The 20030-nt window shown below is 70.4% G+C and carries 17 protein-coding genes and 1 riboswitch; of the genes, 5 read left to right on the top strand and 12 right to left on the bottom strand.

The window, feature by feature from the left end; translation table 11 throughout:
• Positions 1-71 precede the first annotated feature (71 nt).
• The 6 genes from ACGFNU_RS42065 to ACGFNU_RS42040 all read right to left on the bottom strand — a co-directional run bounded on the left by ACGFNU_RS42065 (position 72) and on the right by ACGFNU_RS42040 (position 7160).
• Entirely contained in the window at positions 72-1364 is a 1293-nt protein-coding gene (locus ACGFNU_RS42065) for a M14 family zinc carboxypeptidase (RefSeq protein ID WP_392602228.1), read from the bottom strand.
• Positions 1365-1530: 166 nt separating this feature from the next.
• Positions 1531-2520, bottom strand: a complete 990-nt coding sequence (locus ACGFNU_RS42060) for a LysR family transcriptional regulator (RefSeq protein WP_392602227.1) — start codon at positions 2518-2520, stop codon at positions 1531-1533.
• Between the two features lie 52 nt (positions 2521-2572).
• On the bottom strand, positions 2573-3247 hold the full coding sequence (locus tag ACGFNU_RS42055) for a Crp/Fnr family transcriptional regulator (RefSeq protein ID WP_392602226.1): 675 nt from the start codon (positions 3245-3247) through the stop codon (positions 2573-2575).
• 332 nt (positions 3248-3579) lie between these two features.
• Entirely contained in the window at positions 3580-4350 is a 771-nt protein-coding gene (locus ACGFNU_RS42050) for a succinate dehydrogenase/fumarate reductase iron-sulfur subunit (protein ID WP_392602225.1), read from the bottom strand.
• Positions 4347-6317 carry a fumarate reductase/succinate dehydrogenase flavoprotein subunit gene (locus ACGFNU_RS42045; RefSeq protein WP_392602224.1) on the bottom strand — a complete coding sequence of 657 codons (1971 nt, stop codon included), beginning with the start codon at positions 6315-6317 and terminating at the stop codon, positions 4347-4349. The genes ACGFNU_RS42050 and ACGFNU_RS42045 overlap by 4 nt, the downstream gene beginning before the upstream one ends.
• 12 nt (positions 6318-6329) lie before the next feature.
• The gene (locus ACGFNU_RS42040; protein ID WP_392602223.1) at positions 6330-7160 is read right to left on the bottom strand and encodes a hypothetical protein; all 831 of its coding nucleotides are present in this window, start codon (positions 7158-7160) and stop codon (positions 6330-6332) included.
• A gap of 609 nt (positions 7161-7769) precedes the next feature.
• On the opposite strand from ACGFNU_RS42040, the gene ACGFNU_RS42035 reads away from it, so the two are divergent.
• Positions 7770-9233: an LCP family protein gene (locus ACGFNU_RS42035; protein WP_392602222.1), complete on the top strand. Its 1464-nt coding sequence runs from the start codon at positions 7770-7772 to the stop codon at positions 9231-9233.
• Position 9234: 1 nt separating this feature from the next.
• Here ACGFNU_RS42035 and ACGFNU_RS42030 read toward each other — a convergent pair whose 3' ends face one another.
• Entirely contained in the window at positions 9235-10038 is an 804-nt protein-coding gene (locus ACGFNU_RS42030; protein WP_392602221.1) for a hypothetical protein, read from the bottom strand.
• A gap of 69 nt (positions 10039-10107) precedes the next feature.
• A complete protein-coding gene (locus ACGFNU_RS42025; RefSeq protein ID WP_392602220.1) occupies positions 10108-10638 on the bottom strand; it encodes a MarR family winged helix-turn-helix transcriptional regulator in 531 nt (176 codons plus the stop codon).
• Positions 10639-10699: 61 nt separating this feature from the next.
• Here ACGFNU_RS42025 and ACGFNU_RS42020 point away from each other — a divergent pair, with 61 nt between their 5' ends.
• From ACGFNU_RS42020 to ACGFNU_RS42010, 3 genes are all read left to right on the top strand, one after another.
• Complete coding sequence (locus tag ACGFNU_RS42020; RefSeq protein WP_392602219.1) at positions 10700-11977, top strand: amidohydrolase family protein; 1278 nt, start codon at positions 10700-10702, stop codon at positions 11975-11977.
• A 73-nt stretch (positions 11978-12050) separates the two neighbouring features.
• Positions 12051-12827: a Mut7-C RNAse domain-containing protein gene (locus tag ACGFNU_RS42015; RefSeq protein ID WP_392602448.1), complete on the top strand. Its 777-nt coding sequence runs from the start codon at positions 12051-12053 to the stop codon at positions 12825-12827.
• Between the two features lie 69 nt (positions 12828-12896).
• Positions 12897-13283: a (deoxy)nucleoside triphosphate pyrophosphohydrolase gene (locus ACGFNU_RS42010; RefSeq protein WP_392602218.1), complete on the top strand. Its 387-nt coding sequence runs from the start codon at positions 12897-12899 to the stop codon at positions 13281-13283.
• A 24-nt stretch (positions 13284-13307) separates the two neighbouring features.
• Here the strand turns inward: ACGFNU_RS42010 and ACGFNU_RS42005 are convergent, their stop codons facing one another.
• Positions 13308-14348, bottom strand: coding sequence for an NlpC/P60 family protein (locus ACGFNU_RS42005; protein WP_392602217.1), 1041 nt, complete (start codon positions 14346-14348; stop codon positions 13308-13310).
• A gap of 40 nt (positions 14349-14388) precedes the next feature.
• Positions 14389-14527, bottom strand: a riboswitch (cyclic di-AMP (ydaO/yuaA leader).
• A 382-nt stretch (positions 14528-14909) separates the two neighbouring features.
• On the opposite strand from ACGFNU_RS42005, the gene typA reads away from it, so the two are divergent.
• Positions 14910-16763: a translational GTPase TypA gene (gene typA / locus ACGFNU_RS42000; protein ID WP_392602216.1), complete on the top strand. Its 1854-nt coding sequence runs from the start codon at positions 14910-14912 to the stop codon at positions 16761-16763.
• Positions 16764-17004: 241 nt separating this feature from the next.
• On the opposite strand, the gene ACGFNU_RS41995 is transcribed toward typA, so the two are convergent.
• The 3 genes from ACGFNU_RS41995 to ACGFNU_RS41985 all read right to left on the bottom strand — a co-directional run bounded on the left by ACGFNU_RS41995 (position 17005) and on the right by ACGFNU_RS41985 (position 20028).
• Positions 17005-17739: a hypothetical protein gene (locus ACGFNU_RS41995; protein ID WP_392602215.1), complete on the bottom strand. Its 735-nt coding sequence runs from the start codon at positions 17737-17739 to the stop codon at positions 17005-17007.
• A gap of 337 nt (positions 17740-18076) precedes the next feature.
• Complete coding sequence (locus tag ACGFNU_RS41990) at positions 18077-19336, bottom strand: FHA domain-containing protein (RefSeq protein ID WP_392602213.1); 1260 nt, start codon at positions 19334-19336, stop codon at positions 18077-18079.
• Entirely contained in the window at positions 19324-20028 is a 705-nt protein-coding gene (locus ACGFNU_RS41985) for a 4Fe-4S single cluster domain-containing protein (RefSeq protein WP_392602447.1), read from the bottom strand. Before ACGFNU_RS41985 ends, ACGFNU_RS41990 begins: the two co-directional genes overlap by 13 nt.
• Positions 20029-20030 lie beyond the last annotated feature (2 nt).

Below are 20030 nucleotides of genomic sequence, written 5' to 3'. Positions count from 1 at the left end.
CGGGCCGTGATGGCCCGGGGCGTCTTTGTGTCCGCGCGTCTTTGCGTCCGGCGAGCGTTACCCCAGGTCGGTCACTCCACGTCGCCGTCGTGGGCGTGGCGGAGCGCGGTGGCGGCGGCGTCCTCGACCGTGCCGGGGAACTTCTCGAACGCGTCGGGGTCGATGCCGTACACCTTGCCGGTCGACAGGTCGTTCAGCATGTTGGTGAGCCCTGAGGTGACCGCGCGGGTGAACCGCTCCGACATGTAGTGGCCCATCGTCTGCGTCTGGCCGCGCACCTCGAACAGGACGGTGCCGGTGCCGATCATCGCGAGCGAGCAGCGGGCCTGGCCGGGCAGGTCGCGGGTCGGCGCGTGCGGGTAGCGGGCGGGGATGTAGCCGCGGTTCTCGATGCCGCGCGCCGCGCTGACGGCGAGCTGCTTGGAGAGCTTCTTGGCGTACGTCTTGGCGTACGGCGCGTACTTGCCGCCGGGCTCGAAGAACTTGTCGGGCAGCGGCGGGTAGTCGACCGCCACGTCGAGGAGCCGGTTCTGGGCGTCCTCACGTACGCAGGCGCCCTGGTGGTGGAGGTCCACGTAGACGTCGACCTTGCCCTTGCGGGCGCGCAGCTTGGTGTAGATGTCGCGCAGGGTCTGCGACTCGGGGTTGAGGAACCAGCCGGGCTGCGCCGACTCGCCCGGCACGTCCGCCGCCTTGGGGACGTACTTGAGGTTCGGGTTGAAGTCGCGGTTGAGGTCGAAGCCCGGACGCTCGGTGTAGTCGTCACCCTGCTGCGAGGTGTTGAGGTAGTTCCACGCGGGCGGACGCCCGGCCAGCTGCGGGAAGTCCTTCTGGACCTCGGCCCAGGCGTTGTCGTTGCCGCGCCGGTCGAGCCCGGCGCCGTCCGGGTTGATCTTCGGAACGGCGACGAACGTGACGGTGCGGCGCAGGCGCTCGGCCTCGGGAGAGCCGGACGTGCCGAGCCACTTCAGCATGCGCAGCAGCGCGGTGGTCCCGGTCTTCTCGTTGCCGTGGATCTCGCTGGTGACGAGGAAGACCTTCTTGCCGGTGCCGACCGTGGCCGTGTAGATCGTGCGGCCGCGGTTGGACTTGCCGGCGGCCTTCACGTTCACGCGGCCATGGCTGATCCGCTGGATGCGGGCGAGCTCGCGGCGCATCTCCTTGTAGTCGATGAACTTCCAGGTGGGGAGGTCGCGCGGTTCCTCGCTGCATTCCGGCGCGGTGGTGGTCAGAGCGGACGAGGCGGGAGCGGCGGCGCCGGCGGACGGCGCGGCGGGAGCGGCCGAGGCCGGGAGCGCGACGAGCGCCGAGACCGCGACGGGCGCGGTCACGAGCAAGGTCAGGCGGCGGAGGGGCGGTTGCATGACGTCTCCGAGGGGGCTAGAGATCGTTTGCGTACACGCCGGACACTAGATCCGCAGGCCGGGACAAAGGTGAACAAAAGGCGCCGAGAGCCGCGACCGAGAATCGGTGAGGCTTGTCGTTGACGGCGCCCGAGCGAAGGGTGGGCGTCTGCGCGAAGGGTCGGCGTCAGCGGGACGTGGACAGCAGCGACTCGACACCGGCGGGAAGGCTGCCGGCGAGGGCGGCCTCGATCAGGAAGGTCTCCAGCGTCTCCTGGAACGCGCGGGCGGCGTGGGTGAGATCCACGTCCTTGCGGTGGGCCAGCGCGATCGTCCGCAGCAGGCCGGGCCCGGGCTGGCCGCGCCGGGCCGCGGCGGCCTCGTCGGGGTGCTCGGTCAGCACGAGCGGCGTGCCGCGCAGACCGGGCCGGCCGGCCAGCACCATGCTCGGCACGACCGCGATCCCCAACCCCGCCTCCACGAATCTCAGCACCGCGTCCATCTCGCCGCCCTCGACGGCGAATCTCGGCTCGAACCCGGCGGCGCGGCAGGCCCCGATGGTCGCCTCGCGCAGGTCGTACCCGGAGCGGAACATCACCAGCGGCCGGTTCCGCAGGTCCTCGATGCGCAGGTGGGGACGGCGGGGCGCACCGGAGCCCGCCGCCGGGGACACCACGACGAGGTGCTCGCGCAGGATCGGCGTCGTCTCCAGGGGGGCGTCCCCGTGCAGGGGCAGGATCACGAGGGCGAGATCGAGCGAACCGCGGGTCAGCTCGCGGACGAGGTCACGCGATCCGCCCTCTTCGACGAGCAGTTGCACGCCCGGATAGGTGTCGTGGAAGCGTCGCAGCACGTCTCCCAGCAGCCCGGCGCACAACGACGGCGTCGCGCCCAGCCGGACGCGTCCGCGCCGGAGCCCGGCGAGCTCCTGGACTTCGAGCCGGGCGGTGTCGACGTCCGCGAGAATCCGCTTGGCGAGGGGCAGCAGCGCTTCGCCTGCCGGAGTCAGCGTGATGTTGCCCCGCGCGCGGCTGAACAGCGAGGCGCCCAATTCCGTCTCCAGCGCCCTGATCTGTTTGGAGAGCGAAGGCTGGGCGACGCGCAGCAGCTCGGCCGCCTGGGTGAAGTGCCGTACCTCGGCGACGGCGACGAAGTAGGCGAGCTGCTGCAATTGCACGCTTCATAGCGTAGGGCTATCGAAAACGGTGCCCTCATGCCGCCCCCGCCGCTCAGCGGGCGTGACGCCGGAGGGCCTGGAGGTCGTGCACGATGACGCGCCGCCGGCCGGTCTCGATCCAGCCGTGCCGGCGCAGGGTGCGCAGGGCCTTGCTGACCGCCTCGCGGGACGCCCCGACCCAGCCCGCCAGCTCCTCCTGGGACAGGTTGAGGGTGATCCGCACGCTCTCCCGCTCGTACGGGACCCCGAAACGTTCGGCCAGCTCGACCAGCCGCTGCGCCACCCGGCCGGTCGCGTCGAACATGCCGAACTCGACCCGCTTGCGGTCGGCGTCGCGCCACCGCTGGCAGAGCGTCCGCATGATGAGGATCGACACGCGGCCGTGCGCCTGGAGGAACGCCATGAACTCGTCGGCGGTCAGCGCCAGTGCCTGCGCCGGCTCCAGCGTGGTGACCGTGGCGGAACGCGGCAGCCCGTCGATCGCCGCGACCTCGCCGAGCAGCGCGCCCGGCCCGCGCACCGCCAGCAGCGCCTCGCCGCCGTGCTCGCGATAGGAGAACGCCTTGACCCGCCCGGCCAGCAGGACCGCGACCCAGGTGGACTCCTCACCCTCGGTGAACAGCACGTCCCCGCGGCCGAGATCGCGTACCCGGCCGCGCATGTGCAGGTCGGCACGCTCCACCGCCGTGAGCTCCGCGAGGAACGAACCCGGTTCGAGGGGGTTCATGTTCTCACGCTAGAGCGATCCTGACGGCTCGTAATGCCCTGCACAATCACGAATACATTACGCGTTGTGTGTACTTCTCCCTATTCAGCCCGCGACGGCCGGGTGAAGGATGATCGCGGCGCGTGCGGTCGCGGGTTTCGCGCGGGTTCACGCACAGGGTGACGTTCACGGGGAACGGCGGTACGGCGGGCGGCGGTGACGGGGGCACGCCGCCCGCCGACGTGCCCGCCATCGCCCTTCCGCCGCCCCGCCGTCCCTCCACACCGCCACCCCTCTCGACACCGAAGGCCGGTCCCCCGCTGGGCGGGACCGGCCTTCGACCATCGTTCAGGTCAGGCGGACGGGGTGTCCTGGCCCTTCTTGACGATGCCGAGCTTGGAGCCGAGCCAGACCACGGGGTCGTAGCGGCGGCCGACGACCCGCTCCTTCAGGGGGATGAGGGCGTTGTCGGTGATCTTGATGTGCTCCGGGCAGACCTCGGTGCAGCACTTGGTGATGTTGCAGAAGCCGAGACCGTGGTCCTCCTGGGCGATCTCCCGCCGGTCGGCGGCGTCGGCCGGGTGCATCTCCAGCTCCGCGATCCGCATGAGGAAGCGCGGGCCCGCGAACTCGGGCTTGTTCTCCTCGTGGTCACGGATGACGTGGCAGACGTTGTTGCACAGGAAGCACTCGATGCACTTGCGGAACTCCTGCGAGCGCTCGACGTCGACCTGCTGCATGCGGAACTCGCCCGGCTTGGTGTCGCCCGGGTCGAACGAGGGGATCTGGCGCGCCTTCTCGTAGTTGAAGGACACGTCGGTCACCAGGTCGCGGATGACCGGGAACGTGCGCACCGGGGTGACCGTGATGGTCTCGTCCGGCTCGAACGTCGACATCCGGGTCATGCAGAGCAGCCGCGGCATGCCGTTGATCTCGGCGGAGCAGGAGCCGCACTTGCCGGCCTTGCAGTTCCAGCGGACGGCGAGGTCCGGCGCCTGGGTGGCCTGCAAACGGTGGATGATGTCGAGGACGACCTCGCCCTCGTTCACCTCGACGGCGTAGTCCTTGAGCTCGCCGTCGCCCTCGTCGCCGCGCCAGACCCGGAACTTGGCCTCGTAGCTCATTCGTTCTCCTCCGTCTCGGTCGCCTCGTCACCGGTGGCCTCGGCATCGGTGGCCTCGGCCGCGCCGGGCAGCTCCTCGGCGGTGAGGTACTTCTTCAGCTCGTCGGTCTCGAAGAGGCCGATCAGGTCGTCCCGCATCGGCTCCATCGGCTGGCGCTTGAGCTCCACGCGCGGGTCGTCGGCGTCGCCGGTGAGGCGGCAGACCAGGTTGACCTTCCGCCAGTCGGCCGACATGCCCGGATGGTCCTCGCGGGTGTGGCCGCCGCGCGACTCCGTGCGTTCGAGCGCGGCCTTGGCGATCGCCTCGGAGACCAGGAGCATGTTGCGCAGGTCGAGGGCGAGGTGCCAGCCCGGATGGTAGCCGCGGCCGTCGTTGACGGCCACCGGCTCGACGCTGACGTTGGCCACGCGCTCGCGCAGCTTGTCGAGGGCCTCGAGCGCCTGCTCCAGCTCGCCCTGCCTGCGGATGATCCCGACGAGCTCGTTCATGGTGGTCTGGAGCTCTGCGTGCACCGCGTACGGGTTCTCGCCGCCCTTGCGCTCGAACGGGGCGAGGGCCTCGGTGGTGGCCGCCTCGACCTCGGCCTCGGGAACGGCGGGCCGCCCCTCGCCGAGCGCGTCGACGTACTCCGCGGCGCCGAGCCCGGCGCGGCGGCCGAAGACCAGCAGGTCGGTGAGCGAGTTGCCGCCGAGCCGGTTGGAGCCGTGCATGCCGCCGGAGCACTCGCCCGCGGCGAACAGGCCGGGCACGAGCGCGGCGCCGGTGTCGGGGTCGACCTCGACGCCGCCCATCACGTAGTGGCAGGTCGGGCCGACCTCCATCGCCTCCTGCGTGATGTCGACGTCGGCCAGCTCCTTGAACTGGTGGTGCATCGCGGGCAGCCGGCGCCTGATCTCCTCGGCGCCGCCGGGCATGCGCCCGACGACGGTCAGGAAGACGCCGCCGTGCGGCGAGTTGCGGCCCGCCTTGACCTCGGAGTTGATGGCGCGGGCCACCTCGTCACGCGGCAGCAGCTCCGGCGGGCGCCGGTTGTTGTCGGGGTCGTCGTACCAGCGGTCGGCCTCTTCGGGCGTGGTGGCGTACTTGTCCTTGAACACCTCGGGGATGTACTCGAACATGAACCGCTCGCCGTCGGAGTTCTTGAGGACGCCGCGGTCGCCGCGCACCGACTCGGTGACGAGGATGCCCTTCACCGACGGCGGCCAGACCATGCCGGTCGGGTGGAACTGCACGAACTCCATGTTGAGCAGCGTGCCGCCGGCGAGCAGCGCGAGCGCGTGGCCGTCGCCGGTGTACTCCCAGGAGTTGGACGTGACCTTGAACGCCTTGCCGATGCCGCCGGTGGCCAGCACGACCGCCGGGGCCTCGAAGACCACGAACTTGCCGGTCTCGCGGACGTAGGCGAACACACCGGCGATCTTGTCGCCGTCGAGGAGGAGCCGGGTGACCGTGGTCTCGGCCCACACCTTGAGCCGGGCGTCGTAGTCGCCGAACTCCCGGTGGTCCTCCTGCTGGAGGGCGACGATCTTCTGCTGGGCGGTGCGGATCAGCTCCAGGCCGGTACGGTCGCCGACGTGCGCCAGCCGCGGGTACTCGTGCCCGCCGAAGTTGCGCTGGCTGATCTTGCCGTCCTTGGTGCGGTCGAACAGCGCGCCCCAGTGCTCGAGCTCCCAGACCCGGTCGGGGGCCTCCTTGGCGTGCAGCTCGGCCATGCGCCAGTTGTTGAGGAACTTGCCGCCGCGCATGGTGTCGCGGAAGTGGACCTGCCAGTTGTCGTTGGGGTTGACGTTCCCCATCGCCGCGGCGGCGCCGCCCTCGGCCATCACGGTGTGGGCCTTGCCGAACAGCGACTTGGAGATGATCGCCGTCTTCTTGCCCTGGAGGCGGGCCTCGATGGCGGCGCGCAGCCCGGCGCCGCCCGCGCCGATGACGACGACGTCGTACGAGTGCCTCTCGATCTCAGTCATCAGCCGGCTTCCTTAGTTGAAGATTCGCAGGTCGGAGATCGTCTCGCTGGCCACCAGGGCGACGTAGAGGTCGGCGACGACCAGCGAGCCGAGCGTGATCAGCGCGTACCGGCCGTGCTGCTGGTTGAGCTTGGAGACCTGGCCCCACATCCAGTAGCGGACGGGGTGCTTGGAGAAGTTCTTGAGCCGCCCTCCGACGATGTGGCGGCAGGAGTGGCACGACAGCGTGTAGATCCACAGCAGGACGACGTTCGCCCACAGGATGATCGTGCCGAGGCCGATGCCGAAGCCGCCGTCCTTGCCGTGGAACGCCATGATCGCGTCGTAGGTGTTGATGAGCGAGATGGCGAAGGCGGCGAGCCAGAAGTAGCGGTGCAGGTTCTGGCCGATCAGCGGGAAGCGGCGCTCGCCGCTGTACTTCTTGTGCGGCTCGGCGACCCCGCACGCGGGCGGCGAGGCCCAGTACGAGCGGTAGTAGGCCTTGCGGTAGTAGTAGCACGTCAGCCGGAACAGCAGCAGGAACGGCAGCGACAGCGCCGCGAACGGGATGAAGCCCCGGGTGCCCGCCGGCAGGAACGTGCCGAACTCCGCCGCGTCGCCGGTGTGCCCGTTGACCGTGACGTTGTTGCAGATCTCGTTCACGCAGGGCGAGTAGAACGGCGTGAGGTAGTGATACTCCGGGACGAAGAAGGCGGCCCCCCAGAACGCCCGGATGGTCGCGTAGACGACCCACGCAGTGAAGATCACGAACGTCGTGATCGGATAGATGCGCCAGTTGTCCTTGCGGAGCGTGCGTTCCTTGATCTGGGCGCGCTGCTTGCCGGGCGCCTCCACAGTGCTCATCGATCGCTCTCCTGAGCTCGGGTCATCGGGTCCCCGTACCACGGTCGGACGCACTCATGCCGCCGCCTGCCGCCGGCCTTCACCTGACAGCCCCGCCTCCGGCCGACCGGGGAGCGGCCGACGCCGGCCATCGATCGGACACGGGCCGAGAGGGGCCGTTCCGGTCACCCGGTCACGGCCGTCGCGCCCGGCCGCGGGCAAGCGGGAAAGACAGGCGTCGAAGCAGACAGTGACGCCTCGTGTGCGCTTCCAGCGAAGCGACCTTACGCCACCAGCCTGGCACTGTGACACACATAACAGCCAGGCCTTCATGTGACCCTGACCACAGAGTTTGGCCGATCCCGTCGTCGGCGTCACGGCTACGCAGCGATTATGGCCCTGCGGAATGGTGACGAGCGCGATCCGGCATGGTAGGAGCGGCGGCTCTTCGTATCGGTCCACAATTTCTGCCGGACTTGTCAACAGATCGGGCGATTCGCGCATCCAACATCGGGGGCTTCACCAGGCCGGCAGGGCACCGCTGACCACGCGCCGCGCTGCATAAACTGGCAAACCCCTCATAACCCGCCAAACTTCGCCCCACAAGGGCCTGCCCGAGACGGAACCCGGATGAGCGACACAGACCCCCGCAACGAAGATGCCACGGGGGACACCGCCGCCCAGAACACCCCCGTGGAGCCCGCGTCCGAGCAGAGCGGCAGGCGGCGGAAGCCATGGACCCGCAAGCAGAAGGTCTTGCGCGGCACGGCGATCGGGGCCGCCCTCGTGGTGCTGGCCGCCGGAGCGGGCGCGGCCGGGCTCTACTACGACCTCAGAAGCGGCATCAAGCAGAAGGACGTCAAGGACCAGCTCGGCACCGACCGGCCCCAGAAGCTCAACAAGTCCCTCAACATCCTGCTGCTCGGCTCCGACACCCGCGAGGGCGACAACTCCCGCTACGGGGCGGGCATGCTCGGCGCCCGCTCGGACACCGCGATCCTGCTCCACCTCTCGCCGAACCGGGACCAGGCCGTGGGGATCAGCTTCCCCCGCGACTCGATGGTGAAGATTCCCGACTGCAAGAAGGAGAAGGGCGGCACCGTCCCGGCCCAGTTCGGGATGCTGAACGCCGCGTTCGCCTACGCGGGCCCGACCTGCACCTGGAAGACCCTCGAATCGCTGACCGGCATCCACATCGACCACTTCGTCCAGGTGGACTTCTCCGGTTTCAAGCGCATGGTGGACGCGCTGGACGGCGTGGACATCTGCCTCGACAAGCCGGTGAACGACCCGCGCGCGGAGCTCTCCCTCCCGGCCGGCAAGCAGACCGTCAAGGGCGAGCAGGCCCTCGGCTACGTCCGCGCCCGCTACTCGCTGGGCGACGGCGGCGACCTGGGCCGTATCGAACGCCAGCAGAAGTTCATGGCGTCGGTCGTCGACAAGGCCACCAGCGGCGAGGTGCTGACCGACCCCGCCAAGACCTACAAGTTCCTCAAGGCCGTGACCAAGTCGGTGACGACCGACGACGAGCTCGACCTGGGCGCGATGAAGAAGCTGGCCGAGGGCCTGAAGGGCATGAGCGCCGGGCAGGTGCGGTTCGTCACCGTTCCGGTGAAGGACTACGCCCCGGACCCCAACCGCGTCCAGTGGGACATGGACCTCGCCAAGCCCATGTTCGAGGCGATCCGGCACGACAACGACCTGCCCGCCGCGCCGCCGGACAAGACCGCCAAGCCGGAGCAGGCCGTCGCCCCGAAGAAGGTCAAGGTGACGGTCGTCGACGCGGGCGGTAAGCGCGAGCTCATCGACCGCATCGTCAAGCAGCTCGGCAAGCGCGGCTTCGATGTCGCCGAGAAGGTCGAGAAGGGCTCGAAGAGCTCTGTCAGCCAGATCACCTACGCGCCCGCCGCCGAGGGGCAGGCCACGGCCCTGGCGCGCGTGGTGCCCAACGCGGAACTGACCGCCGACGGCAAGGCCTCCGCGGAGGGCGTACGGCTCGTCATCGGCGAGCAGGGCGTCCGCCTGGCTCCCGACCCCGCCGCCCTCAACAAGATCCAGGGCGGTGTGAAGCCCGGCCAGAACCTCTGCAAGTAGGTCAGCGCGGGAGGCTCGCGCAGTCGGCTTCGTCGGGGAGCAGAGGGCGTGCCGTGAGAACGAAGCGGCGGCCCTGGCTGGCCCAGTGGGTGTTCGGTGAGACGGGCTCCACGAGCTGGGAGATGCTCGCGGCCTCCGATCCTGCGTGAAGAGTGCAGGCGCTGGCGACCAGCGGTTGCAGGGGCCAGGGCCTAACTTGCGCGTTGGAGGACGTGTCGCTCTTCGGGATCTCGCGTGACAGCAGGGCGATGCGCGCCGGCTGGTACAGGCGGGACGGGCCTGCCAAGTCGCTGCGGGGAGGCTCGCCTTTGGTCTTGCCGAGGGCCAGCCGATCCAGCAGCTGGTCGATCAGCCAGACCCGCACGCCCCCGGCGCCGGCGTGGACGGCCGTCACATGAGGCTTCCCGTCGGCCAGCAGGGTGATCTCCGTCAGGCCGCCGTCGAGGATATGGGGGTTGCCCTCGACGGTGCGGGATTCGGCGAGACCGGCCAGCCGGGCGTCGCGATAGATCTGGCGGTAGGCCCGGTCAGTGAGGCGCATGTCCTTGACCAGCTCCCGCGCGGGCATCCGCTCCAGGTCGAGGGACGTGATGATGAGCCGGCCGTCTCCGTACAGGGACAGGTCCGGGACGGGGCGTGCGCCGGGCGGTCCCATGCCGCCGACGAACCGCACGCGCAGCACGAGCGAGCCCGCGTCGCGGGGCGGGTCGGGTGCCCACCACAGGCGTTGATGGCCGAGCGCGAGGACCCCCGCCGCCAGGAAGGCGGCGAGGGCCCCGGCGATGACGGTTCGCCGCGTCCGCATTGACACGCGGCTTGGACGAGGCCCAGGGAGCTTTGGTTCCTTGACAGGAGAAATCGGAGTTCGGCCCGGTCAGCGGACGCGGCGGCGGCCGACGACGAGCAGCACCTCGCGGAGGGCGTCGGCGGCCCGCCGCATGGTCTCCTCCGGAACGCCCGCCATCACCTCCCGCTGGGCCCGGCCGGTGACCTTGAGGCCCGCCTCGGCCGCGCGCAGCCCCTCGGGGGTCAGCCGCACCCATCGGCTGCGCGCGTCGCCGGGGTCGGCGTCGCGTTCGACGTACCCCTCCTTGGTGAGCCGCTGGAGCACGTTGCTCGTGCCGCCCGAGGTCAGGAAGAGGGCGCGGGTCAGTTCGGTGGGCTTGAGGCGGTACGGCTCGCCCGCGCGACGGAGCGCGACGAGGACGTCGAACTCGGCGTAGGTCAGGCCGAGCTCGGCCAGCTCGGCGCGCATCGCCTGCTCGAGCAGGTTGCCGAGCCAGGCAACCCGTTTGCCGAGCTCGAGGTTGGCGATCATCGCGGCCGGCACGCCGTCGTTCTCCCATGTGGGCACCAGCTCGTCGACGACGTCCCTGTTCTCGGCGTCCCGCACGTCTTCCCGCACGTCCCGAGGATACTCGGCTCGCAGATTGCTTTTTGAAAAGCTTCTTATTAAGGTTTTCAGTATGACATCCATCCTCCTCAAGGGCGGCGTCGTCATCGACACCGACCCCGTGCCCACCGTCCTCGGCGGCTCCGACGTGCTCGTCCGCGACGGGCTGATCGCCACCGTCGGCCCGGACCTGGCCGCCGGCCCCGGCACCGAGGTGATCGACGCGAGCGGCACGATCGTGCTGCCGGGGTTCGTCGACACCCACCGCCACACCTGGCAGGCCGGGATCCGCGCGATCCTCCCGGACACCACCCTCCCGGTGTACCTGGAGCGGATCCTGTACGGCATCGCCCCGCGCTTCGAGGCGCGCGACGTCTACGCGAGCGTGCTCGGCGGCGCCCTCGAATGCCTGGAGAGCGGGATCACGACGCTGCTCGACTGGTCCCACATCCAGCTCACGCCCTCGCACACCGACGCCAACGTCGAGGCGCTCAGAGCCGCCGGCATCCGGTCCGTCTTCGGCTACGCGTACGGGGGCAGGGGCGATCTCGACGCCATGGCCGCCGAGACCCGCCGCGTCCACCGCGAGCACTTCGGTGACGACCCGCGTTCCATGGCGCTCGCCGCGTTCGGCCCGGAGATCGGCGGTCCCGAACGGGGCGTCGCGGAGTGGCGGGTCGCGCGCGAGCTCGATCTGCCGGTCACCGCGCACATGGGCGGCCACAGCGCCGAGAGCGCGGAGCGAGGTCTGGCCGTGCTCGAAGGCGAGGGGCTCCTCGGCCACCGGGCCACCTACGTCCACGGCCTCTTCTACACCGACGAGGCCTTCAAGCGGATCGCGGCGAACGGCGGCAGCGTCTCGGTGACCCCGACCAGCGAGACGATGCTCAACATCGGCCTCCCGCCCACCGGCCGCGCCCGCGCGGCGGGCCTCCCCACCTCGCTGAGCGGCGACACGGTGGCGACCGGCCCGGGCGACATGTTCAGCCTGATGCGCGCCGCGTACATGTTCGAACGCGTCCGGCCGGACGACGCGGGCATGGGCTTCACCACCCGCGACGTGCTGCGCATGGCGACCATCGAGGGCGCCGAGACGCTGGGCCTGGCCGACGTCACCGGCTCGCTCCGCCCGGGCAAGCAGGCCGACCTCATCATGCTGCGCACCGACACCCTCGGGATGGCCTCGGCGCACGACCCGATCGCGGCCGTGGTGCTGTGCGCCGACACGAGCAGCGTCGACACGGTGCTGGTCGGCGGGCGGATCGTCAAGCGCGGCGGCCGTCTCGTCCATCACGACGTTCCCGCCGTGCTGGCCGGCATCGCCGAGACCGCCGCCCGGGTGGGCGGTTAGCCGGGCGTTCGAGTGGCGCGTTAATCGGAGGTGACGGAGGGCGACCGCGTGGCATGCTGGCGACGTGGACGACCTGGACGACAATCACCCAGCCGTGCATTTCGAGATCTCCGAGGAGCTGATGCCGTTCCTGCCCGCGTCCCGGCGGCGCGCGCGGCAGCGGGTCCCCTTCGACGGGACGTCGACGATCGGTCACCTGGTCGAGGCCCTCGGCGTTCCGCTGCCCGAGGCGGGGCCCATCACGATCGGCGGCGCGCCGGCCGAGCCGGCACGGCGGCCCGCCGCGGGCGACGTGGTGCGCGTGGCGCCGGTGCCCCGGCCGCAGCCGGTGCCGCTGGAGCCGGGGCAGGAGGCGCCCCGCTTCCTGCTCGACGTCCACCTCGGCACGCTGGCCCGCCGGCTGCGGCTGCTCGGCCTCGACACCGCCTACCACAACGACATGGACGACCCGGCGCTGGTCGTCCAGGCGAACGAGGAGCGGCGCGTCCTGCTCACCCAGGACCGCGGGCTCCTGCGGCGCCGCGCGTTGTGGCTGGGCGCGTACGTGCGCGGGTCGCGGCCGGACGACCAGCTCGACGACCTGCTCGGCCGGTTCGCGCCCGCGCTGCGGCCCTGGACGCGCTGCACCGCCTGCAACGGCGTGCTCGTCCCCGCCGGCAAGGCGGAGATCGAGGCGCAGGTCCGGGCGGGCACGCTCCGCAGCTACGACGTGTACGGGCGCTGCGGCGACTGCGGTCAGGTCTACTGGCGCGGGGCCCACGGCGGGCATCTTGAGGAGATCGTCGAGAGGGCCACGCGGACGGTCGCGGCGGCCGGCGCGGCGCACGCGTCCCGGGCGGCCGGGGCCTGAATTCGCCTGGGCTTCAACTCCTCCACCCGTCCCGTGCGGCCTATGGAGGGATCATTGGCTGGAGGGGTGATGACCATCAATGTTGTCGTAGGTGCCGCGATCATCCGGGACGGCCTGCTGCTCGCCGCCCAGCGGGCCGAGCCCGCCGAGCTGGCGGGCGGCTGGGAGTTCCCCGGCGGCAAGGTCGATCCGGGCGAGTCCGACCAGGACGCGCTGGTCCGGGAGTGCCACGAGGAGCTGGGCGTCAAGGTCGCCCTCGGCGAGCGCGTCGGCACCGACTGGCCGCTGGGCACCGGAAGTGTCCTGCGCGTCTGGACGGCCGAGCTCGTCGAGGGCGAGCCGCGGGCCCTGGAGCATCTGGAGCTGCGCTGGCTGGGCCGGGACGGGCTCCACGAGGTCGACTGGCTGCCCGGCGACCTGCCCGTCGTCGCGGCCATCGCGTCCCATCTGCGCTGACGCGGCGCGATGTGAGGTGACGGGTCAGGAGATGCGGTTGGCCCCGGCGTAATCGGAGCGCTCGGAGAGTTTGGAGATCTTGACGACGTCGCCGGTCTGCGGAGCGTGCAGGTAGAGGCCGCCGCCCACATAGATGCCCATGTGGTGGAGGCTTCCGCCGAAGTAGACCAGGTCGCCGGCGCGCAGGCCGCCCTTGCCGACCTTGCTGCCCAGCTCGAAGAGGTCGCCGGTGTAATGCGGCAGCCCGGACTTGCCGACCTTCGCGTACGCCCAGACGACCAGGCCGGAGCAGTCGAAGCTGTCCGGTCCCGCGGCCGCCCACACGTACGGGCTTCCGAGCTTGGTGAGGGCCTTGCGGGTCATCTTGGCGGGCAGGTCGGAGCCCCGGATGGTGACGGTCAACCCGGACTTGGGGTCCTTGACCTTCGTGGTGGTCAGCTTGTCCAGCTGCCTGGTGACCTCGTCCACCTTGGCCTTGGCCGCCGCCTTGGCCTTTTCGGCCTGGGCGGCGGCCTGCTGGGCGGCGGTGTTCTTGGCCTGCGCGTCGCGCTGGGCCTGGACGGCCTGGTCGATGCGCGCCTGCAAGGCGTTCACGACGGAGGCCTGGTTCTGGGCCAGGTAGGCCGAGTCCGAAAGTCCCTCGGTGGTGTTGCCCGAGGCGAACATCATGTCGGGGCCGCCGGTCATGTAGTTGCTGGCGGCGAAACGGCTGAGCTGCTCGCGGGCCGGGGCAGCCTGGGCCTCCAGGGCGGCGGCCTGCCGGGTGGCGTCGCGCAGGGCGGCCTTGGCCTTGCCGAGCTCGACGCGGGACTTGTTGTACTGCTCGGTCAGCTTCTCGGCCTCGGTGTTGAGGGCGTTCAGCCTCTTGCGCAGCTCACTCTCGGTGGGCTTCCCCGTCGAGCTCGGGCTGGGGGTCGCGGCGGCCGCGGGGGCCTGGGGAGCCGCGGGAGCCTTGGGGGCGAAGGCGGCGGTCCGTCCGGGGAGGGACGGCGCGGCCTGCGCGGGAGCGACGACGGCGCCGATCGCGATCACAGCGGCGGCGGACGCCGCGCCGGCGATGGGCATGACGAAACGGCGACGCTGGGGATCCGGTGTCAAACCGGTCTTCTCCTCTCCTCGTCCGCCTACCGGGTTAGCTGACGGGCTCGGGCCAGGAGTCGCCCTACCGCGTCGCGCGGACGCGGATTCGCCCCAGGGAGGTGGGTCCCCGGCTCCCCTCGAAGGGGACTCGGCGGTCCGGCCGCCGCCCTGGACAGGGCGCCGAGCGGCCGGATCCGCAGGAGCGTACAAAGGATTGGTAAATGACGCCAAATGGAACCCCCATGACCCCTGGGGCTGGAATGGTCTCTGATGTGCGCGAAAACGCCCTGCTCACAAGGGGTTCCGAGCGTTCGGGGGAGGCGTGCGCGCCGTCTGGATCCGAAGGCCCGGGACGCTGGGGAGAGATTCGCCACAGGAGCGGTCGAACTCTAGGCCCGGGCGGCACAAACAGTGCAAAATAGAGCAATCGGGGCGTAGAGTACGGCGGTTACGCCGCGAACGGCCGGGGCCCGTGGGCACGGCAAGTAGAATCGGTATGGCCGCACGTCTGCGGCAACCTCCAATCCTTCACCCAAGCGAGTTCGCATGCCCTTCTCCACGCGCGATGACCTGCGTAACGTCGCGATCGTCGCCCATGTCGACCACGGCAAGACCACCCTGGTCGACGCCATGCTCTGGCAGTCCGGCGCCTTCCGCGAAAACCAGGCCGTCGATGACCGCGTCATGGACTCCAACGACCTGGAGCGTGAGAAGGGCATCACCATCCTGGCCAAGAACACCGCGGTCCGGCACAACGGGATGACGATCAACATCATCGACACCCCCGGCCACGCCGACTTCGGCGGCGAGGTCGAGCGCGGCCTGTCCATGGTCGACGGCGTCGTCCTGCTGGTCGACGCCAGCGAGGGCCCCCTCCCCCAGACCCGGTTCGTGCTGCGCAAGGCCCTGGAGGCCAAGCTGCCGGTCATCCTGGTCGTCAACAAGACCGACCGGCCCGACGCGCGCATCGACGAGGTCGTCGACGAGACCTACGAGCTGTTCATGGACCTCGACGCCGAAGAGGACCAGATCGAGTTCCCGATCGTCTTCGCCTCCGGCCGCGCCGGCCGCGCCTCGCTCAGCAAGCCCGGCAACGGCGAGCTGCCCGACAGCGAGGACCTCGAGCCGCTGTTCGAGGTCATCAAGAACACGATCCCGGCCCCCTCGTTCGACCCCGACGCCCCGCTCCAGGCGCACGTCACCAACCTCGACGCCTCCAGCTACCTCGGCCGGATCGCGCTCTGCCGCCTGTACGCGGGCACGATCAAGAAGGGCCAGCAGGTCGCCTGGTGCCGCCATGACGGCAGCATCGAGCGGGTCAAGATCACTGAACTGCTGATGACGGACGCGCTGGAGCGCAAGCCCGCCGACGAGGCCGGCCCCGGCGACATCATCGCGATCGCCGGCATCCCGGAGATCATGATCGGCGACACCATCGCCGACCCCGACGACCCGCGCCCGCTGCCGCTGATCACGGTGGACGAGCCCGCGATCTCCATGACCATCGGCACCAACACCAGCCCGATGGCCGGCCGGGAGAAGGGCACCAAGGTCACCGCCCGCATGGTCAAGGACCGCATCGAGCGCGAGCTGGTCGGCAACGTGTCGATCCGCGTCCTGCAGACCGAGCGTCCCGACACCTGGGAGGTCCAGGGCCGCGGCGAGCTCGCGCTGGCCATCCTCGTCGAGAACATGCGCCGCGAGTCCTACGAGCTCACCGTCGGCAAGCCCCAGGTGGTCGCCAAGGAGATCGACGGCAAGAAGCACGAGCCCGTCGAGCGGCTCACGATCGACATCCCCGAGGAGCACCTCGGCGCGGTCACGCAGCTCATGGCGGTCCGCAAGGGCCGCATGGAGCACATGACCAACCACGGCACCGGCTGGATCCGGATGGAGTTCCTGGTCCCGGCGCGCGGCCTGATCGGCTTCCGCACCGAGTTCATGACCGAGACCCGCGGCACCGGCATGGCGCACCACGTGTTCGAGCGGTACGAGCCCTGGTTCGGCGAGCTGCGCACCCGCCCGTCCGGCTCGCTCGTGGCCGACCGCACCGGCCCCGCCACCGCCTACGCCATCACCAACCTGCAGGAGCGCGGCACCTTCTTCGTCGGCCCGACCACCGAGGTGTACGAAGGCATGATCGTCGGCGAGAACTCGCGATCCGACGACATGGACGTCAACATCACCAAGGAGAAGAAGCTCACCAACATGCGCTCCTCCACCGGTGACGAGCTCGAACGGCTCACCCCGCCGAAGAACCTCTCCCTGGAAGAGGCCCTCGAGTTCTGCCGCGAGGACGAGTGCGTCGAGGTCACGCCGGGCGCCGTCCGGCTCCGCAAGGTCGTCCTGGACTCCAAGGAGCGCGAGCGCACCCGCGCCCGTGCGAAGCGGTCCGGCTGACCGCATACCCTGGGCGCGACCCGGCGGGGTTTACCGGCGCCCAGGAGGGTAGGCGAAGCCCCAGCGGGGTGCTCGAACCCGCGTTACGGCGGACCGAACGCTGCGACCGACCGCGGCGGACCGAGCGTTACCGGCCGACCGAGCGCTAAGGGAACGGGGGCCGTCCCCCTCGAAAGGGACGGCCCCCGTTCTCCTTTTGACAGGTGCTCCGGGCCCTCTGGCGGGCGCGGCGCTGATCAGGTCAGCGGACGTCCACGAAGGTCGACTTCAGCGGGAAGTCCCAGTAGTGCGTCGCGTTGCCCTCGTAGTACCACTCGAAGTACATGTCCTTGTAGACCTTGAAGCGGGCCTTGAAGTAGCCCTTGGAGTTGCTCTTCGGGCGGGCGTACCAGTACCACTTCTTCTGGCCCTTGATGCGGCCGACGATGTAGACCCGCTGCCCGCCGAACGGCACGTACCTGTTCTTCGGGTCGTGCGTGAGCACACCGCTGAACGTGACATAGCCGCCCTTGCGGAGCTTGCGCGGCGTCACCTTCCACTTCTTGGTGAGCGCGTTGATCCGGGTGTCGCGCACCACGGCGCTCAGCGTGGGCTTGAGGAGCGGGCCGCCCGCGAAGCGGATCCGGTACCAGCCGTGCACGTAGCCCGTGTAGTACGTGCCGGAGAACGCACCGCCCTCGCGGGTCTTGAGCTTGACCGGCTTCGTCTTCGTACCCAGCGGCAGGCGCTTCCACTTGGATTTCTGGGTGGCGGGCGCGGTCTCGATGACGAGCTCCTTGCCCGCGCTGACCGAGCTGCCGTCGACGGCCGTCAGGCGGCCCGACACGGTCAGCCGGGCGTCCTTGGTCGTCGAGATCTTGAAGCCGACGATCTTGGACGCCGGGGCCTCGGCGGCCGCGTGGGCGCTGGCGGGCACGACTGCCAGTAGAGGCGCGGCCAGCGCGACGGCGCCGAAGGTGCTGAGGGTTCTGCGCATAAGGTTTTTCCCCGGGAGAGTTGTGCATGCGCATCACTGTGAGCGCATACATACAAGACACTCTCGCCACTGGGCAGGTTGTCCGCGAAATGATCACGGAATGACAACACCCACCGGACCAATGACGTCCGCCGCGGAAACGCCGGAAAGGCGGCTGGCACAGCAGGCCAGAAAGGCCACGGGCAGCGCGCAGAACGCCGGAAGGGCGGTCGGCATGGGAAATCCGGGAAGGCGGCGAGCAGCGCGCAGAATGCTGGAAGGACACGGCCACCGCACACAACGCCGGAAGGGCGACCTCTCTCTTGGAGAGGTCGCCCTTCCGGCGTTGCCGGTGTGCTCAGTTGAGCTGGACGGTGCCCGTCACGTCGGCGGCCAGGCGGAGCTGGTCACCGTCGCGGAGGGGGGCTTCGACGCCGCGCGGGAGCCGTTCACCGTTGACGAAGGTGCCGTTGGTGGAGCCCTCGTCGCGTACCCAGGCGGTGCCTGACGGGTCGAGCCAGACGGTCGAGTGGCGCCGGGACACGTTGTCGTACTGCGTGAACGTCGCCGCCACCGGCGACTGGCCAGCGTCGCGGCCCAGCACGAGGTGCTGCCCGACCGAGACCTTGAGCTCACCGGTCGGGAAGTGCACGCGCAGGATCGGCGTGCCCTTGCCGGGCAGGGGCCGCAGGCACGAGTCGCACTGCGAGGCGCCCGGATTGCTCAGCACCGCCTCGCAGTAGGGGCACATGAACGCCGTGTGGTCGGGCGCCGGCCGGGGAGGCTGGCCGATCTGGTCGGGCGGGAGCAGGGTCTGCTCGCGGCCGGGCGGCGGCGGCATGTGCTGCTGGTGCGGGGGCGGCGGGTACCCGTGGTCGCCCGGCATGGGCGGCTGGTGCTGCTCCGGCGCCTGCGGCGCGCCCCAGCCGCCCTGCTGCGGCGGCGGAGCCCCCCAGTCCTGCTGCTGCTGCGGGGGCGGGGGCGTGTGGCCGCCAGGGTGGTGCTGAGGCGCCTGCTGCTGGGGCGGACCCGGCAGCGGGGCCTGCTGCTGCGGAGCCTGCTGGTAGGGGTCCGGCTGGTATGGGTCGGGCTGGTAGGGGTCCGGCGCCTGCTGCTGCGGGGCCTGCTGCTGTGGCGGCGCCTGCTGCGGCGGCCCCCACTGGTCGTGCGCGGGCTGCTGGTGCTGCTGGTGGTCGGGCTGCTGCGCGCCCCAAGGGTCCTGGGGCGGCGGCGGAGCCTGCTGCTGCGGCGCCTGCTGCTGGTACGGATCCGGCATCGACGGGGCCTGCTGCTGGGGAGCCTGCTGCTGGTACGGGTCCGGCGGCTGCTGCTGGTATCCCTGCTGGGGCGGCGCCTGCGGGTAGGGCTCCTGCTGGTAGCCCTGTTGCTGGTAGCCCTGTTGCTGAGGCTCCTGCTGGTAGCCGCCCTGCCCGTACTGCTGTTGCTGCTGACCGCCGTACGGCGGGGGAGACTGAGGCATCGGCGGGGACGGCTGGTTCTCATACCCGCCCGGGCGGCGGCCGCCGCCGGCGCGGGCCAGGTTGGCTCCGCAGCTCAGGCAGACGAGATCGCCGGGCTGGAACGGCTCATCACAGACAGGACAGTTCAAGGTCGCCATGACACATCCCCGGCGCGCACCCCGGCGCGGTCGAGCGTCGATGCGAGGTGATCCATGTCACCCCGTCGCGGGATCCCGATGTAGTACACCCGCCTTCCCTCCGGCCCCTCGTCCACGGACACCTGAACTCGGGGTCCTGCGTCTTCCTTTGCCATATCTCCGTCGGCGACCGCCCCGTACCGCTGGCGTCCCAGGGGGGACAGCGGCACGATCCGCTGGTTCGCCGACCCCCTCCAGAGTAGAGAGCCACTCTCGGGGTGTCGCCCCCCGGGATTGAGCCGGTCGACGTACGGCCCCGTGATGGCGGCGTCACACATGTCCAGGATCTCGCGAGCCTCAGGGTCTCGCGAGAGCCGTGAGTAGACATATCCGCTGAAAACGAGAATGTCCAATGGAATCGTCTCACGTGCGGGGTCCTCCCGCCACGTGCGGATTCCCGCCACCAGGGCCGCCAGGGCCGCCGGCTGCTGGAACGGCTCGCCACCGGAGATCGTCACACCGTCCACCGGGCCGGGCAGCGAGGCCAGCCAGCCCAGTACCGCCTCGACCGGCACGGCCGTGGCGGGGTCCGCCTCCCAGGTGTCCCTGGAGAGGCAGCCCAGGCAGTGAAGCGTACATCCCTGCGTCCAGATTCCGGCCCGGACGCCCGGGCCGAGAGTGGTCACCGGGTAGTGCGCCTTGGCGAGCAGCATCG

Source organism: Spirillospora sp. NPDC048911, from assembly GCF_043198015.1.
Taxonomy (GTDB): Bacteria; Actinomycetota; Actinomycetes; order Streptosporangiales; family Streptosporangiaceae; genus Spirillospora.
This window is presented reverse-complemented; position numbering and strand designations above follow the sequence as displayed.